This is a genomic window from Paenibacillus sp. CMAA1364, from assembly GCF_054373195.1.
In genome coordinates this window covers 1-15,843 of record NZ_JBITNB010000041.1, presented here as the reverse complement: position 1 = coordinate 15,843, position 15,843 = coordinate 1, and the positions used below count along the sequence as shown (strand labels likewise).

Here is a 15,843-nt window from a genome sequence, read left to right as displayed (position 1 = left end):
AAAAGGTCTTCCTTTTTCTATTTATCTATTTACACATAATATTTTACGCTCTCTCCTTTATATGCATGAATGATGTGTCCTGTATATTGTTAACATCATTACTGTATTCATGCATCAAGGGTGTCACTATTATAAATAAATGATCTCTCCAGTTTCTCTACTCTCGTTAGCCGCTTCAATAAAGCGAATGATTTCTAATGTAGTCTCCATATGGATCTTTGAATTTCTTGTCTCGAACATCATCATAATTTCTTCAAGTAAGCTTGCGTAGAATGGCTTCACACCAGAGCTAATGTCAACGAACGAGGAACTCTTCTCTCTTTGCATTACCGCTATAAACGGAAGCGTGCCTGAGAGACTACCATGTACTGTTCCTATTCTTCCGTCATGCCATGTACCCGTGATTGTATCTTGATCACCCAAGCTCGATACCTGTACGCTTGAACACCCGGTCCCCAGCACAGTAAACAACATTTCTACGAGATGAATGCCGTACCAGAAGTATCCCTTTTGCGTAGGCTCTATAATCATGGGTCCCCAACAATCCAAGCCCACTACGGAATCATCCAAGTTACTATCCAGTTGATTCGTCAACGCTTCCGCATAACGTAGCGCTGAACTGCTCATGATCGGAACAGACCATTGTTCAGCTAGCTTGTAAATCGCCTTAGCTTCTTCTGAGCTATTGGCAAAAGGCTTATCTATAAAGACAGGCTTTCCATAGGGAATAATTTTCTCGAATTGTTCAAGGTGAACGCGACCATCCCCAGATAACAACAATATAGCATCACATGCTTCTGCTACTTGTTCAGGGGTATCTGCCATTTGAACACCAAACCGATAGTTCATATCTTTTGCAAAAGTCTCAACCCTCGAAATACTAAGTTCGAAATCTGGGGATCCTCCCGGATAGGCGATGACCACTTCACCACCCTCTACATGATAGGGATGTTCGAGATCATTCAGAAGCTCTGTAAACGCTTTAGAGTGGGAAGTGTCTGTTCCAATAATACCGATCTTCATCCTTTGGTTCATCTGATCCTGCCTCCAACCTTATATGGTTACTTCTATTAGAATTACGTCTTCTTTCTATTCTGACATAGAACCACTATTTATCAAGACAGATCTATGCTGTGAGTGTAATTTCCATTCTGAAGCGTCTGATATCTTCCATACAAAATATTCCCTCGTATAACAACTTCTTAACTACATAAACTATTGCAACCATTAGGGCATTGTATTATCATATACATGAAAACAATTTTCTAAAATTAATCACATTATACTGAAATAATTTTAGTGAGCGTGTTAAGGGTATTTCATACATTCTAGCAAGGGAAGTGTTCCATGAACGTGATCCTTGAAACAATTCAACGTCAGTTAACTAAACTGTCTCCTCTAGAACGAAAGTTGGCTGAACGTATTCTATCTGCACCAAGCGAAGTGATTCATATGGGTATTACAGATCTAGCTGAACAATGTGGGATCAGTCCAGCTACCATTACACGATTCTGCAAAGGTTTTCATTTCAGAGGATTTCCTGATTTCAAAGTCCATCTAGCATCAGAAATAGCACACATGAACGCGGAAGGGCAATCTCACATTTCTGCATACCAAGATATTGTGGCTGGTAACCCGCTATCTCGAATCGTGGAGGCTATGCAAGCTAACCATCTAGCATCTATTCGCGATACAACGACTTTACTCGATCACACTAGACTTGCGAACGTGATTGATCATCTATGTGGCGCGAGAAGAATTGATCTATATGGTATGGCCACATCTTCTATCATTGCTCAAGATTTCTACCAGAAGTTAATACGTATTGGTGTCAACTGTACTGCCTTTTCCGATTCCCATATGCAAATCACATCTGCTTCTACACTTGATGGTCGCGATGTCGCCTTTGCCATATCGTACTCTGGAGAAACGACGGAAACCATCGATGCATTAACCTGTGCTAGACAAAGTGGGGCAACGACTATTTCCTTGACGTCATACGGAAGTAATACGCTGGCCACGTTAGCTGATCTCTCTCTCTTCTCATCATCCTTAGAAAAAGGTATGCGGCGTGGAGATATGGCATCACGGATCGCACAGCTTCATATTATTGACATTCTATTCACTGGAATGATTAGCCATCAGTTCGAGGATTTTGTTCCTAAATTAGAACAATCCTATAACAATATTCAACATTTTCGCCAAAAACGAGGAGGTCAATGAAATGAATGTTTTCACTTTTAACAACGAAGAAGATTTCGTACAGACTGGAGCCAATCTATTCGTAAGCATGGTACAAAGCAAGCCAAGAGCAGTTCTGGGACTAGCTACAGGTAGTTCTCCACTAGGTATTTACGCGCGTCTAGGTGAAATGTATAAGAAGGGGTTAGTTAGCTTCGCACATGCATCCGCTTATAACCTAGATGAGTATATTGGATTAGCTCACGATCACCCACAAAGTTATCATACTTTCATGAGAGAGAATCTCTTTAATCATATTGATATTAATCCAAACAAAACCTTTATTCCTAATGGAACTGCACAAGACTTGGAAGCGGAGTGTAAAGCTTATGACTTCATGTTGGAAGAGAATGGACCTGTGGATCTACAACTTCTAGGAATCGGAAGTAACGGACATATCGGCTTCAACGAACCTGATGATCACCTTATTGGGGGTACCCAAGTTGTGGATCTACAAGAAGAAACTATTCAAGCTAATGCCCGCTTCTTCGCTTCTATGGACGAAGTACCTAAGACGGCAATCACAATGGGTGTAGGTAGCATTATGAAAGCACGTCAGATAGTTCTTATTGCCCGCGGCGCTTCAAAAGCAGAAGCAATCAGAGATGCAATACAAGGACCAATTACAACGCAATGTCCAGCATCATTCTTACAATGTCATCCTAACGTTATCGTTCTCATCGATGATGAAGCAGGGAGTCTTCTCAAATGAGTAACCTTGATTCTGTAGAACAACTTCTATATGCCAAGGTACTTACACCACAACAATTAATTGAGGATGGCGTAATCGCCATCTCTGGAAACACAATCATGTTTGTAGGCGAACGACAACAGCTACCTTCAATCTATGCATCATGGGACGTCGTTGCAGATCAGCCTGAGGGTCTACTTCTTCCAGGATTCATAGATGTCCACGTACATGGTGGAGCTGGACATGATTTCATGAATAGTACGAAAGAAACATTGGATGCAATTACGCTATTTCATAGTTCACAAGGAACAACTACGATGCTCGCAACAACGATGACGGCACTAAAGCCTGATATTGATAACGTCTTAAGCGAAGTAAATGCTTATCGTTCAGGTGATATGCCTTATGCACAATTAGCAGGCGTACATCTTGAGGGTCCATTCATTAGTCCTCAATGGCCTGGTGCTCAGAATGCAGATCATATCGCGCTTCCTAATGTTAGTTGGCTCGATGAGTGGGAGAGCAAATATCCAGGTCTAATGCGCCAAGTTACACTTGCACCGGAGCGAGAGGGCGCTATCGAGGCCATCTCCTGGCTCCGTGAGCATGGAATTACTGCTGCTCTTGGACATACGGATGCCACATATGAGGAAGTAGAGTTGGCTGTGGAAGCTGGCCTTACACAAGCCGTTCATGCTTTTAATGCCATGACTCCAATACATCATCGTAAGCCTGGGGTTGCTGGCGCAGTATTAGGGGATGCACGCATCGCAGCCGAGATTATTGCTGATGGTATTCATGTACATCCCGCAGTGATATCTATTCTAGCACGTCTAAAAACATCATCTAATCTTCTACTTATTACTGATGCGATGTCAGCTGCCGGTCTTGGGGATGGCGCGTATATGTTAGGAGATCAGCCCGTGACGGTATCTGGTGGAATTGCAACACTGACGAATAATGGTGGCGCTCTTGCTGGAAGTACATTAACTATGATCCGTGGCTTCCGTTATCTGATCACAGAGGTTGGATTAACGCTACAAGAAGCATCACAAGCGGCAAGTCTGAACCCAGCCATTTCTCTTGGATTAGAGCAACAGACAGGAACGCTTGAAGTTGGCAAACAGGCAGATATTCTTCTTCTAGATATTAGCCTTGAACTTCAAAATGTATGGGTACAAGGTAGAAAAATCAAATAAAACATAACAAATAGCCTTACTAACAGCATATACGCTGTCAGTAAGGCTATTTGCTATACCTTATTCTTATTACTTGTATAATACTTTATCCACATTGTATTTCGCTTTGAGCTCATTCACAATATAGGTCTCATAGATTTCTCTATGAACGGGATCCCCGATCAAACACACATCAATTTTAGCGACTTCATCTCTATGCGCCTTCATTGGAGATGTTGTATCTTCGAAGTGCTTCTTTATTCTTGGTCTTAACTTTCTCGCTTTGCCCACAAACAATAATTCTTCATTATCATTATAGAACATAAAGATTCCGCCCATATCTCTAGGAATAAGGTGGAAATCTGTAAATCCGTAAATATTACTTAACACAGGGGCAACTTGTTTCGTCATCGAAACATGTGGTTCGGGAATCGTTATATTAATCATTTCGGCTCACTTCCTAATCGATATAGGTGTTCAGTTTATCATATTAATCCAGGTAACACCATTTATTATATCGATCCCAATACAAAATACAATAAGAAGAAACAGGCGATCACGACCATGGTAGCCGATACTTCTGATTTACGACCCGTCACTACTTTGACAATCGGATACGCAATGAAGCCAAATGCAATACCATTCGCAATGCTGAAGGATAGTGGCATAATGACCATCATCAAGTACGCAGGAAAAGCCTCTGTAAAGTCACCAAGGGAAATCTCCTTAATACTCTGGAACATCAGACACCCAACAATAATGAGCACAGGGGCAATAGCACTGCTTGGAATCACTTTGAATAACGGAATAAGGAACAATGCAGGAACGAACAGTAGTCCCGTTGTAAACGATGTTAACCCTGTTCTCCCACCTGTGGCAACGCCTGTTGCACCTTCCGCGGCTGTCGTCATTGGACTACAACCTAACAATCCAGCACTGATAACAGAGAAGGAATTCGCCTGAAATGACTTCTTGAACTTCTTCTTATCTGGCAGCATGCCCAGTTGTGCTCCCATGTTGGAGAATATAATAACCATGGATAAAGAGAATACAGCCGTCCAAAAGTTCAATGTCCCTATAGCACTGAAATCCAATGCAAAGAATAACTCGCCATATCCAGCAAAAGAAATACTGAAATCATTTAGGGTAGAGAAATCGACGATCCCTAATAACGCACCTATTCCCGTTCCGACAATAATTACAATCAAGAAACTTCCCGTGACGTTACGCAAGAATAACGGCAAAGCTATAAGCAACGTTAATATGGTTGTCAAAGCGTACGGATCACTAACGTTCGCTAACGTAACGAATGTACCTTCACTAGCAACGATTAATCCGCCATTCTTCAAACCTAGAAAGGCAATAAAGAGGCCAATTCCAGCCGTCATCGCATGGATCATAGACTTGGGAATCGACCGTGATAAGTATTCGGCCCCTTTTGTTACGGATGTAAGCATAAACACAATACCTGCTAGAAACACAGCAGCAAGTGCTTGTTGCCAAGTCAGCCCTAATGAGAATACTAGGGTAAAGACAAAGAATGCATTATCTCCCATACCCGGAGCAAGTATTAAGGGTGAATTGGCCCAGAATGCCATCAACATACAACCAATAAAGGAACAGATCACAGTCGCAATAATTGCCGCTTCATAAGGCATTCCTGCTTTACTTAAAATCGCGCCGTTAACTGCAATGATGTATGCAATGGTCATAAAGGAGGTTGCACCAGCAACCACCTCCGTACGAATCGTTGTTTTCTCTTCATGGATGTGAAAAAGCTTCTGCATTCTGCTGTTCAATATAGGTGCACCCCTTATCTTTTGCCTACGTCATAGGGTTCCCCTAATGCTTTTGGTGCACGCGCCTTACCAACTGCCCCAATTAATATTATTAATGTTAATACGTATGGGAACATGTAGAAGAATTCATTCGGAATACTTGCTGCAAATTCGAAAATCTGTAATTGATCCTTCACGGCTTGAGCCAATCCGAAGAATAGGGCTGCGAACATCACTCCTGTTGGATGCCATTTACCAAATATAACGGCTGCTAATGCAATATATCCTTGTCCAGATATCGTATTAAAGGCAAAGTTACTGTTGGATGTAAGCACAATCGTTGCTCCACCAAGTGCAGCAATGGAACCACTTAGAATAACGGCCATATAACGCATACGATTTACCTTTATACCCACGGTAGCCGCTGCGCTTGGATGCTCTCCAACGGCACGTAGTCTTAGTCCAATAGATGTCTTGAATAGAATGAAATACAAAGCAATCGCCATAGCTATCGCAATATATGTCGTTGGATACGCATTGAAGAATACCCGTCCAATGAATGGTATATCACTTAAAAAGGGAATGTTGATCTTATGAAACACTTTCATTAATAACGGTGTTTCTGCTGATCCATCAAAAATCATTTTGACCAAAAAGAATGTTGAACTTGCGGCGAGTATGTTGATAACAACACCACTGACAACTTGATTGGCATGAAATTTAATGGATGCGAGCGCATGAATACTAGAGAATATCGCAGTCCCGACAAATGCACCAATGAGCCCTAACCATGGAGAGAATGCTCCATATCCTGCTCCCTCGGCATAATACGCAATTAATGCAGAGAAGAATGCGCCCGATATCATGAAGCCCTCTAGTCCAATATTGATGACTCCAGAGCGTTCTGAGATCAGTCCACCCAGTGCAGCAAAGATGAGGGCAGTAGAGAATACCAGCGTCCCATTCAATATGTTTGCAATAATATCCATGATCTACACCTTCTTCTTTGATCTATTTTTGAATGGTTTGAATAAGAGTTTCACAATCCCTGGTGCAGCAACGAAGAAGATAATGAACCCAATCACCATACGTATAATCTCACCTGGTACTTCAGCGCCGAAGCTCATACCTTGTGATCCGTAAGAAAGCGCTCCAATGAGTCCTGCAGATAATAGAATACCAAGCGCACTATTACCACCAAGTAGTGAGACTGCAATCCCATCGAAACCAATACCAGATGTAACCGAGTTAATCGCGATATATTTAAATACGCCTAATACTTCAAATGTTCCAATTAATCCACCAAAGACCCCTGATATAAACATCGTACGAACGATAACCTTCGGAACTCTCATTCCCGCATAATTCGCAGCATCTGGATTCATTCCGACCGCACGCAATTCATATCCCCATTTGGTCTTGTTTAGATAAATGTGATAGAAGATTACCATTAGAATAGCAATAATGAACCCCCAGTGAATACGTGCCCCCCCATAAACTTAGACAGCCAAGCGATCTGAATACTGGCAGACTCATGGATCATAGCTGAACGTTGTGTACCTGCTTGTGGCATATAGATACGAATCATAAAGTGACTTATATATAGGGCTATGAAGTTAAACATAATACTCGTAATAACCTCATTAATACCCCTATACGCCTTAATATATCCAATCAACGCACCCCACATGCCACCGAGAAGAGCACCAAATAGAACTGCGACAATACCATGTAGTAATGGCGGTAAATCTAGCTGTGTACCCACAATAAGTGCACCTAATGAACCCATGATAATTTGGCCATCCACACCGATATTAAACAACCCGGCTCGAAAGGCAATCCCTACAGCTAGACCACTCATAATCAGAGGTACAATAGTCCGTAGTGCTTCACCAACATCGTAACTGCTACCGAAGATCTTTGAGATTAAGGAGGAATACGCCAATATGGGATCGTAGCCACCTATTAACATAATGAGTGCACCTAACAACAACCCTAGCAGAATGGATACAATCGGGACAATCGCAGAATCACGTTTGAAAATGCTCACCAGTCTATCCATCTATGTCATCTCCTTCATGCTTACCTGCCATCATCAATCCAATTTGCTGGTCATTCGTCGTTTCAGGTGTCGTCTCACCAACAATTTCTCCTCCGAATAGGACAAGTATACGATCAGCAACGTTCATAATTTCTTCCAATTCAAAAGAAACCAATAGAACTGCCTTTCCTTCATCACGTTGTTGTATTAACTGTTTATGCACGAATTCAATAGCACCCACGTCTAATCCGCGAGTAGGTTGTGCTGCAATCATGACCTGTGGATTTCTGTCAATCTCACGTGCGATAATCACCTTCTGTTGATTACCACCAGACATCGACCGGGCATGGACATCTATACCTGAAGTACGAATGTCGAAGTCTTGCACTAACTTCGTTGCTTTATCGTCCATAGCCTTCGTATTAATGAAGCCATTCTTATTCATCTCAGGATGAAAGTACGATTGTAATATTATATTTTCACTGACAGTAAAGTCCAGAACGAGTCCGTGTTTATGTCGATCCTGTGGAATATGGGATATTCCTGATTCAGATATGGATCGTGGTGTGTGATTCGCTATATTTCTACCTTTTAACAAGATTTCGCCTGATGTGATGTTACGCATTCCTGTTATGGCTTCAATTAGTTCCGTCTGACCATTCCCATCTACACCTGCAATGCCGACTATTTCACCTGACCGTACGTAAAAGGAGAGGTTATTTACCGCATTTTTGCTACTTCCGCCAGGTACAACTAGATTTTTCACTTCTAAGAAGACCTCTTGAGGCTTAGCTACTGTCTTTTCTGTCTTAAAGTTGACAGCTTTACCAACCATCATCTCTGCTAGTTGTTGTGGATTTGTCTTCGCAACTTCAACACTTCCAACGACTTTACCGCGACGAATAACCGTACAGGTATCAGCGATTTCCATGATTTCTTTCAGCTTATGTGTGATAAGAATAATGGATTTACCCTCATCAACAAGGTGCTTCATAATATCTAACAATTCACTAACTTCTTGTGGTGTTAACACCGCAGTAGGTTCATCAAAGATTAGAATGTCTGCACCGCGATACAATGTCTTAATGATCTCTACTCGCTGTTGCATGCCTACGCTAATATGATCAATCGTTGCCATTGGATCTAAGTCTAATTTGTATTGTTCAGATAGCTTCTTCACCTTTTGACTAGCACTTTTAATATCGATCTTCAATCCACTTTTGGGTTCCATCCCGAGAATGATATTCTCTGTCACCGTAAAGGGTTCTACCAATTTAAAGTGTTGATGCACCATCCCGATACCAAGGTCGATCGCCTTGTTAGGGTTGTCAATCGATTCGAAATTGCCGTTCACATGAATCTCGCCTTCGTCAGGTTGATATAGTCCAAAGACTATACTCATCAAGGTAGATTTGCCAGCGCCGTTTTCTCCAAGTAAAGCATGAATCTCTCCACGTTTTAATTGAAAGCTAATATTATCGTTAGCTACAACACCGGGGAACCTCTTTGTAATTCCTTTTAGTTCCAACGCAATATCTGTCTTCGTCATATAGACCCCTCCCCACATATAAGCCCCTTCCCACATCCATGAGAAGGGGCGACATGAACCTTAACTTTCTGGAACGACAATTTCACCGTTAATAATTTTGGTGCGGTACTCTTCCACTTTAGCAAGAATCTCAGGTGTGACATTCTTAGAAGATGTTGGAGCAATATCTACACCTTTTTCTTTAAGACCCATCAAGGTTACTTTACCAGCTGGGAAGTTACCTTCCGCTAAGCTCTTAGAAATTTGGAACACAGCCTCGTCTACTTTTTTGATCATAGATGTTAATGTTACATCATCACCAAAGATTAAGGATTGGTCTTTATCTACACCAATAACCCACACCTTGCCACCATTACTATTACGTTCTTTGGCTTCATTAAATACACCATTACCTGTTAATCCTGAAGCGTGGAATATAATATCAACCCCATCATTGTACATCGTTGATGCTGCTGATTTACCCATGTCTACACGAGTAAATTGACCTGTGTAGTTCACGCTTAATTTAGCATCTGGATTTACTGCAGCGATTCCCTCACGGAATCCTGTTTCAAAACGCTTGATGACAGGAATGTCCATACCCCCAACGAATCCGATCTTGTTCGTCTTCGTCGTTAGACCCGCTATAACACCTACAAGGAACGATCCCTCTTGCTCCTTGAAGGATACCGCTGCTACGTTTGGTAACACGAGGTCAGAGTCTACAATCCCGAAGTTCTTATCAGGGTTTTCTTTGGATAATTGTGTCACTGCATCGGATAATGTGAATGCAGTTGCCCATGTTAAATCGTAGTTAGCCTTTACAAATTGATTCAAATTGGGTACAACGTCAGCATCTAACTTAGGCTCTAAATATTTCACTTCAAAGCCATAGTCTTCTTTTAGCTTCTGTAACGCTTCCCATGCACTTTGGTTAAAGGATTTATCATTCACACTTCCAAGATCCGTAACCATTCCTACTTTCAGTTTCTTCAATTCTTGTTTGTTCTCCGTATTTGTTGCCCCATTCGTATCTTTACCGCTGTTTGTCGCATCTTTATTACCATTTGAACCACATGCTGTTAACGCTAGTGTAAAAGTTAGTAATAACGGCAACATTGCTTTCATTGATCTTTTCAATTTGAACTCCCCCTGTATAATTAGTTGCTTGCCTGAATTAGTCATTGACCATTAATAACGGTAAGAAGCTTTCCCCAATGTTTGGTTTAGTAATCCTATAGTTATCTGCAATGGTTGCAGCTAAATCAGCAAATGTTTCTCTTGTACCAATATGAATGCCTTGTTTGGCCAGTAATGGATTGTAGATCAATATGGGCACATACTCACGTGTATGATCTGTTCCATCTGCGGTAGGATCATTCCCATGATCTGCCGTAATAATCAACAAATCCTTCTCACCTGTTCGCTTCATCAGTTCAGGCACATAGTGATCGAACTCTTCCAAGCATGCCGCATATCCTTTGGGATCACGACGATGTCCATACAATGAGTCGAAATCAACTAGATTCACAAATAATAATCCTTTGAAAGGGCGTTTCATTTGCTCAATGGTTGTCAGAATACCATCCAAGTTACTTTTCGTTGGAAAGGATTCCTTAATACCTTGTCCTGTAAAGATATCATTAATCTTCCCTACAGAGATGACATCATAACCTCCATTATTCAGATGGTCTAGAACAGTCTCACCAAATGGATCTAATGCATAATCATGACGATTGGGTGTGCGTGTGAATGATCCTGGTTGACCGACGTAAGGTCTAGCAATAATACGTCCCACAACATATGGATCATCCAACGTCATCTCCCGTGCAATCTCGCATGCACGATACAATTCTTCGAGCGGGATAATATCTTCATGCGCAGCGATCTGCAATACACTGTCTCCAGATGTATATACAATCCAGGCACCTGTTCGCATCTGTTCTTCCCCATACTCGTCTAGTATCACCGTCCCCGATGAAGGCTTGTTACCGATGACTTTACGACCTGTAAGCTTTTCGAATTTCTCAATTAATTCAGGTGGGAACCCATCAGGATACACTTGGAAGGGTACCTCAACCTTCAAGCCCATCAACTCCCAGTGGCCCGTCATGGTATCTTTACCTACCGATACTTCAGCCATCTTACCATAGCAAGCTAGTGGATTCGATGCTGGTGGAATCGTAGACAATGGAGCAATATTCCCTAATCCTAAGGCAGCTAGATTCGGTAACTTCATGTCAGGTACTTGTTCACAAATATGGCCTAATGTATGACTACCTTCATCACCAAATGTTGGAGCATCAGGTAGTTCACCTATGCCTACACTATCAAGCACAATCACACTGATACGTTCGAATTTCATGTGGTTTCCTCAATTCCTATTTATAGAATATGATGTCGTATGTTAGCTTTGCCCAGATTCGTGGTATAATAATCTTCTTAGACTACACATCAATGGTTAATGAAGAGTTAATCCATATTGAATCACATTAAGGGGATATGCTCATGATTACTAATATTAGAGACATCACCATTTTTGCAGATATTCCTGAAGAAGAAGTGCACAACATCCTTCCTTTACTAAAAGAACGCCATTTCAAGAAAAACCATATACTTATGTTTGAGAATGATCAAGATGATGATGTTTATCTTCTTCGTTCGGGCATGGTCAAGATTTACAGGATGTATGAAGGCAAAGAGATCGTACTAAGCATTACCATTCCAGGTGACATCATTGGTGAAGTAGAGGCCTTGTCTGCTGACAGTCATCGAATCTCATCCATTGAAGCACTAGAGAGTATTTCCGTATGGATGTTGAGCAAGCAAGACTTTCTATATATTGTAGATACATATCCTTCGGTTATGCGAAACGCTTACAAGATCTTGGTTGAACGCACGCGTATGCTCAATCGTATGATACGCTACCTTACCTTTTATGATCTTCGTGGAAAAGTCTCCAATCTGATTATGGATCTCTATTATAACTTCGGTACAACGGAAGACAATAGTTATAAAATTGATCTAAAAATCAATCAAACCTTGCTCGCTAACATGCTCGGAGTGACAAGAGAGTCCATCTCCAAAACACTGGGTGAGTTCCAAGCAGAGGGACTGATAGACATTCGCGATAAATATTTATACCTTCTTGACTTAGGTCTTCTGGAGTCCATTTGTCAAGAAACAGAAGAGTTTGCACCGCTTCGGAAGTGGTATAATAATTAGCTTCCCCATGCAACAAATATAACAAATGATAGCGCTTTATTACCGTGAACACGCATACGGATATAACGTGAACCACTTCACTAATACAGAGTAAGCGCTCTCACATAATGATGTAACGTATCATGTTATGATTTTGGGGCAAACTGCTTTCGATAGCATTATAAGAAATATTGGAGGGAATTGACATGAGTTTTCACATTGAAGCAAAAGTTGGCGATATTGCTGAATCCGTCTTACTACCTGGCGATCCACTACGTGCAAAGTATATTGCCGAGACTTTTCTAGAAGGTGCCGTCTGTTACAACAACGTTCGTGGCATGCTAGGCTTTACCGGAACGTATAAAGGAAAGCGTGTATCCATTCAAGGTACAGGAATGGGGATGCCTTCTGCATCCATCTATATTCATGAGCTTATTAAAGATTATGGTGCACAAAACCTCGTGCGTATTGGGACATGTGGAGCTATTCAGCATGATGTCAAAATCCGTGATGTCATTATTGCACAAGCAGCAGCTACGAATTCTGCAATTATTCGTAACGACTTCCCTGGGTATGACTTCCCACAGATCGGAAACTTCGATTTAATTAAAAGCGCCTATGAAATCGGTACAGATAAAGGACTTCATCTTCGCGTAGGAAATGTGCTATCATCTGACATCTTCTACACAGACAATAATGATGTTTTCACTAAGCTGGGACAACATGGCGTAATGGCTGTAGAGATGGAAACAGCAGCTCTTTATTATTTAACAACCAAATTTGGTGTAAAAGGTCTCAGCCTTCTAACCGTTAGTGACCACATTCTTACTGGTGAACAGACTACGGCTCAAGAGAGACAGACTACATTCAATGGTATGATTGAAGTTGCTTTGGACACAGTATCTAAATAATTGTTATCATGTAGCATTCAGAACGGTGCAGTGAATGGTAAAAGACAAGCCCCTTATATTGCTGATGCGATACTAGGGGCTTGTCTTTATTTAGATCATCTACAATACGTCCTATATCCTCTTCCAGTTCACCAAGTCTTCATTAGATTCATGAAGGATTATGTCGTGGTTGTATCCATGATGACTTCGATGAAGGACTGTAATGTGCTGGTTAAGTAAGCATCTTTTCTTCTAATAAAGACGGTTGTTATATCCTGATAAGGTTCAGGTAGTCTATGGCAGTATATCGCACCCTTAGCAGCAAAGTCAGTCACTGATGATTCAGGGATTACTGTTATTCCTATGCCTGCTGCAACGCTACCGATAATAGTTCCGAATGTTCCAAATTCCATAATCTGTTTAGGTATAATCCCTTCAATCTTCATCCAATTCTCTAACCGTCCACGATAACCGCAACCTTTTTTATAGAGAAGTAGAGGTGTTGTCGTTAAATCTTCTAACACTAAGCTACTACTTCTAGATACCATAACCAACTTCTCGCTAATGACCTCAAACTGCTCAATCATAGGATGCTTAATCGGCCCCGTTACAAAGGCTCCATCCAACTTCATATCCATTACTTCTTGTACTAGATGTTCCGTCACACCTGCTTGCAACGATAGCTCGACACTAGGATACTTGTTGTAATAGGCGGATAGAATCTCAGGTAGTGCATTGACAGTCTCTACTATACCAATATCCAGAACTCCAGAAGGATTAGTCGATTGGCTAAATACATCCTTTAGTTCATCGACCTTTAATAAGATTTCTCTTGAATACTCTAGAAGTCTCTTCCCCTCCGTATTCAGCACCATCCCACGTTTATGTCGATAGAATAACGGCGTTTGTAGTTCCTTCTCTAGCACTTTGATTCTAGCAGTTACATTCGATTGTACATAACTCAGCTGTATAGCCGCTTTGCTTACACTTCCCAGGGTAGCTACCGTTTGAAAAATGAGTAAATCATTTAACTCCATTCTTCTCTCCCCATCCATCGGTATTATGCATTCTGATATCATTATAAATGATATCAGAATGCATTTACAATCATTTTACGAATGGACAGTACTCTCATATGATATAAATAAATACTACTAATTTAAAATAATCCAAATTAGAAAAGGCAGTGGAATATTTCATCATGCTTAAAAACAAAGTCATTGTGGGGTCCATATTATGTCTAATCGCAAGTATGTCATGGGGAGCGATGTTCCCCGTAGCACATGTTGCGTTACAACATGTCAATCCATTCTATTTCTCCCTTATCCGATATTCTGTTGTAAGTCTTATTCTTGTTGTACTCCTGTGGAAGAAAGAGGGGCGTGCAGCATTTCGCTTAGAAGGAAGAGGTAAAGCCCTCCTTTTCTATGGGACGATGGCCTTTACGGTCTACAATATGTTAGTCTTCCTGGGACAACATCTTATGAAAGATGCAGGTACGGTTGCCGCTTCCATCATGGAAGTCCTCATGCCGATAATATCAATACTGGTCTTGTGGGTCACTATGCGTAACAAACCGAAGAAGTATATGATGACAAGTATGATCATTGCGTTGATCGGTGCGTTATTAGTCATTACGAATGGACAATTATCATTCTTCACGATGGCAGGACAACATCTATTCCCTTTACTTCTTATCTTCATCGGAGTCGTAGGTTGGGTGCTGTACTCCATGGGAGGAGATACCTTCCAGGGTTGGTCAACACTTCGATATTCGACTTTAACTTGTGTACTGGGCACCTTTGTTTCTATGATCATCGTCGGTACGGGTTCTGCCTTGAATCTGATCTCCATACCGACTTGGCATGATATCATTGCAGTGAAATATGAAATGGCGTTCATGATTGTGTTTCCTGGTCTTATTGCCTTACTCAGTTGGAATGCAGGAATCAAGATATTATCACCACTCAATGGCATTGTGTTCATTAATTTTGTACCGATTACTACCTTTATTGTGATGGCTTTTCAAGGATATCAGATTAGCCTGTATGAAATAGGCGGAACCTTACTCGTCATATTTGCCCTTCTTCGAAGTAATGCCTATGAACGGAAAGCTGCAACCATGGATACTGCAGATACTAAGAAGTTGTCCAAGCACCTGAAAAAGACCGACTTTGTCGCTACTACTAAATCATCCTTGAATTCATAATCGTTATACGTAGACCTACAGAACAAACAAGGGGCTGTCCCAAAAGTCACGAAAATGACTAGGGGCACCCCGTTTGTTTTTTT

At 41.3% G+C, this 15,843-nt stretch carries 14 protein-coding genes and 1 pseudogene; 6 read left to right on the top strand and 9 right to left on the bottom strand.

The annotated features are described in order from the left end of the window. Positions 1-129 precede the first annotated feature (129 nt). Positions 130-1,035: a Gfo/Idh/MocA family protein gene (locus ACH8E3_RS16205; RefSeq protein ID WP_458633682.1), complete on the bottom strand. Its 906-nt coding sequence runs from the start codon at positions 1,033-1,035 to the stop codon at positions 130-132. Positions 1,036-1,347: 312 nt separating this feature from the next. Here ACH8E3_RS16205 and ACH8E3_RS16200 point away from each other — a divergent pair, with 312 nt between their 5' ends. Genes ACH8E3_RS16200 through nagA form a run of 3 tightly spaced genes read left to right on the top strand, consistent with a single transcriptional unit; the run spans position 1,348 to position 4,131 of the window. Further along, positions 1,348-2,223: a MurR/RpiR family transcriptional regulator gene (locus ACH8E3_RS16200; protein WP_458633681.1), complete on the top strand. Its 876-nt coding sequence runs from the start codon at positions 1,348-1,350 to the stop codon at positions 2,221-2,223. Between the two features lies 1 nt (position 2,224). Then, positions 2,225-2,953: a glucosamine-6-phosphate deaminase gene (gene nagB, locus ACH8E3_RS16195; protein ID WP_458633680.1), complete on the top strand. Its 729-nt coding sequence runs from the start codon at positions 2,225-2,227 to the stop codon at positions 2,951-2,953. Next, positions 2,950-4,131 (top strand): N-acetylglucosamine-6-phosphate deacetylase, encoded by a 1,182-nt coding sequence (gene nagA / locus ACH8E3_RS16190; RefSeq protein WP_458633679.1) that lies wholly within the window; start codon positions 2,950-2,952, stop codon positions 4,129-4,131. The genes nagB and nagA overlap by 4 nt, the downstream gene beginning before the upstream one ends. Positions 4,132-4,200: 69 nt before the next feature. On the opposite strand, the gene ACH8E3_RS16185 is transcribed toward nagA, so the two are convergent. The 7 genes and pseudogenes from ACH8E3_RS16185 to deoB form a co-directional block, all read right to left on the bottom strand. After that, complete coding sequence (locus ACH8E3_RS16185) at positions 4,201-4,557, bottom strand: nucleotide excision repair endonuclease (RefSeq protein WP_458633678.1); 357 nt, start codon at positions 4,555-4,557, stop codon at positions 4,201-4,203. A gap of 65 nt (positions 4,558-4,622) precedes the next feature. After that, positions 4,623-5,909 (bottom strand): NCS2 family permease, encoded by a 1,287-nt coding sequence (locus tag ACH8E3_RS16180; protein ID WP_458633677.1) that lies wholly within the window; start codon positions 5,907-5,909, stop codon positions 4,623-4,625. Positions 5,910-5,923: 14 nt separating this feature from the next. Next, positions 5,924-6,877, bottom strand: a complete 954-nt coding sequence (locus tag ACH8E3_RS16175) for an ABC transporter permease (RefSeq protein WP_458633676.1) — start codon at positions 6,875-6,877, stop codon at positions 5,924-5,926. 3 nt (positions 6,878-6,880) lie between these two features. Next, a pseudogene (locus ACH8E3_RS16170) lies at positions 6,881-7,950 on the bottom strand (ABC transporter permease). Continuing rightward, on the bottom strand, positions 7,943-9,478 hold the full coding sequence (locus ACH8E3_RS16165) for an ABC transporter ATP-binding protein (protein ID WP_458633675.1): 1,536 nt from the start codon (positions 9,476-9,478) through the stop codon (positions 7,943-7,945). Before ACH8E3_RS16165 ends, ACH8E3_RS16170 begins: the two are co-directional and overlap by 8 nt. Positions 9,479-9,538: 60 nt before the next feature. Continuing rightward, positions 9,539-10,585, bottom strand: coding sequence for a BMP family lipoprotein (locus tag ACH8E3_RS16160; protein ID WP_458633683.1), 1,047 nt, complete (start codon positions 10,583-10,585; stop codon positions 9,539-9,541). Between the two features lie 49 nt (positions 10,586-10,634). After that, the gene (deoB, locus tag ACH8E3_RS16155) at positions 10,635-11,822 is read right to left on the bottom strand and encodes a phosphopentomutase (RefSeq protein WP_458633674.1); all 1,188 of its coding nucleotides are present in this window, start codon (positions 11,820-11,822) and stop codon (positions 10,635-10,637) included. A gap of 143 nt (positions 11,823-11,965) precedes the next feature. Between deoB and ACH8E3_RS16150 the strand changes: the two genes are divergently transcribed. Then, the gene (locus ACH8E3_RS16150) at positions 11,966-12,682 is read left to right on the top strand and encodes a Crp/Fnr family transcriptional regulator (RefSeq protein ID WP_458633673.1); all 717 of its coding nucleotides are present in this window, start codon (positions 11,966-11,968) and stop codon (positions 12,680-12,682) included. A 185-nt stretch (positions 12,683-12,867) separates the two neighbouring features. Further along, the gene (deoD, locus tag ACH8E3_RS16145) at positions 12,868-13,572 is read left to right on the top strand and encodes a purine-nucleoside phosphorylase (RefSeq protein ID WP_458633672.1); all 705 of its coding nucleotides are present in this window, start codon (positions 12,868-12,870) and stop codon (positions 13,570-13,572) included. Between the two features lie 158 nt (positions 13,573-13,730). Here the strand turns inward: deoD and ACH8E3_RS16140 are convergent, their stop codons facing one another. Continuing rightward, the gene (locus ACH8E3_RS16140; RefSeq protein WP_458633671.1) at positions 13,731-14,588 is read right to left on the bottom strand and encodes a LysR family transcriptional regulator; all 858 of its coding nucleotides are present in this window, start codon (positions 14,586-14,588) and stop codon (positions 13,731-13,733) included. A 164-nt stretch (positions 14,589-14,752) separates the two neighbouring features. Here ACH8E3_RS16140 and ACH8E3_RS16135 point away from each other — a divergent pair, with 164 nt between their 5' ends. Continuing rightward, the gene (locus ACH8E3_RS16135) at positions 14,753-15,760 is read left to right on the top strand and encodes a DMT family transporter (RefSeq protein WP_458633670.1); all 1,008 of its coding nucleotides are present in this window, start codon (positions 14,753-14,755) and stop codon (positions 15,758-15,760) included. Positions 15,761-15,843: the final 83 nt, after the last annotated feature.

What these genes read in the sequence shown, in the direction of transcription:
- ACH8E3_RS16165 (WP_458633675.1), bottom strand. Translation starts at nt 9,478, where the DNA reads ATGACGAAGACAGATATTGCGTTGGAACTAAAAGGAATTACAAAGAGG.
- ACH8E3_RS16150 (WP_458633673.1), top strand. Translation starts at nt 11,966, where the DNA reads ATGATTACTAATATTAGAGACATCACCATTTTTGCAGATATTCCTGAA.
- deoB (WP_458633674.1), bottom strand. Translation starts at nt 11,822, where the DNA reads ATGAAATTCGAACGTATCAGTGTGATTGTGCTTGATAGTGTAGGCATA.
- ACH8E3_RS16175 (WP_458633676.1), bottom strand. Translation starts at nt 6,877, where the DNA reads ATGGATATTATTGCAAACATATTGAATGGGACGCTGGTATTCTCTACT.
- nagA (WP_458633679.1), top strand. Translation starts at nt 2,950, where the DNA reads ATGAGTAACCTTGATTCTGTAGAACAACTTCTATATGCCAAGGTACTT.
- ACH8E3_RS16160 (WP_458633683.1), bottom strand. Translation starts at nt 10,585, where the DNA reads ATGAAAGCAATGTTGCCGTTATTACTAACTTTTACACTAGCGTTAACA.
- ACH8E3_RS16140 (WP_458633671.1), bottom strand. Translation starts at nt 14,588, where the DNA reads ATGGAGTTAAATGATTTACTCATTTTTCAAACGGTAGCTACCCTGGGA.
- deoD (WP_458633672.1), top strand. Translation starts at nt 12,868, where the DNA reads ATGAGTTTTCACATTGAAGCAAAAGTTGGCGATATTGCTGAATCCGTC.
- ACH8E3_RS16205 (WP_458633682.1), bottom strand. Translation starts at nt 1,035, where the DNA reads ATGAACCAAAGGATGAAGATCGGTATTATTGGAACAGACACTTCCCAC.
- ACH8E3_RS16200 (WP_458633681.1), top strand. Translation starts at nt 1,348, where the DNA reads ATGAACGTGATCCTTGAAACAATTCAACGTCAGTTAACTAAACTGTCT.
- ACH8E3_RS16185 (WP_458633678.1), bottom strand. Translation starts at nt 4,557, where the DNA reads ATGATTAATATAACGATTCCCGAACCACATGTTTCGATGACGAAACAA.
- nagB (WP_458633680.1), top strand. Translation starts at nt 2,225, where the DNA reads ATGAATGTTTTCACTTTTAACAACGAAGAAGATTTCGTACAGACTGGA.
- ACH8E3_RS16135 (WP_458633670.1), top strand. Translation starts at nt 14,753, where the DNA reads ATGCTTAAAAACAAAGTCATTGTGGGGTCCATATTATGTCTAATCGCA.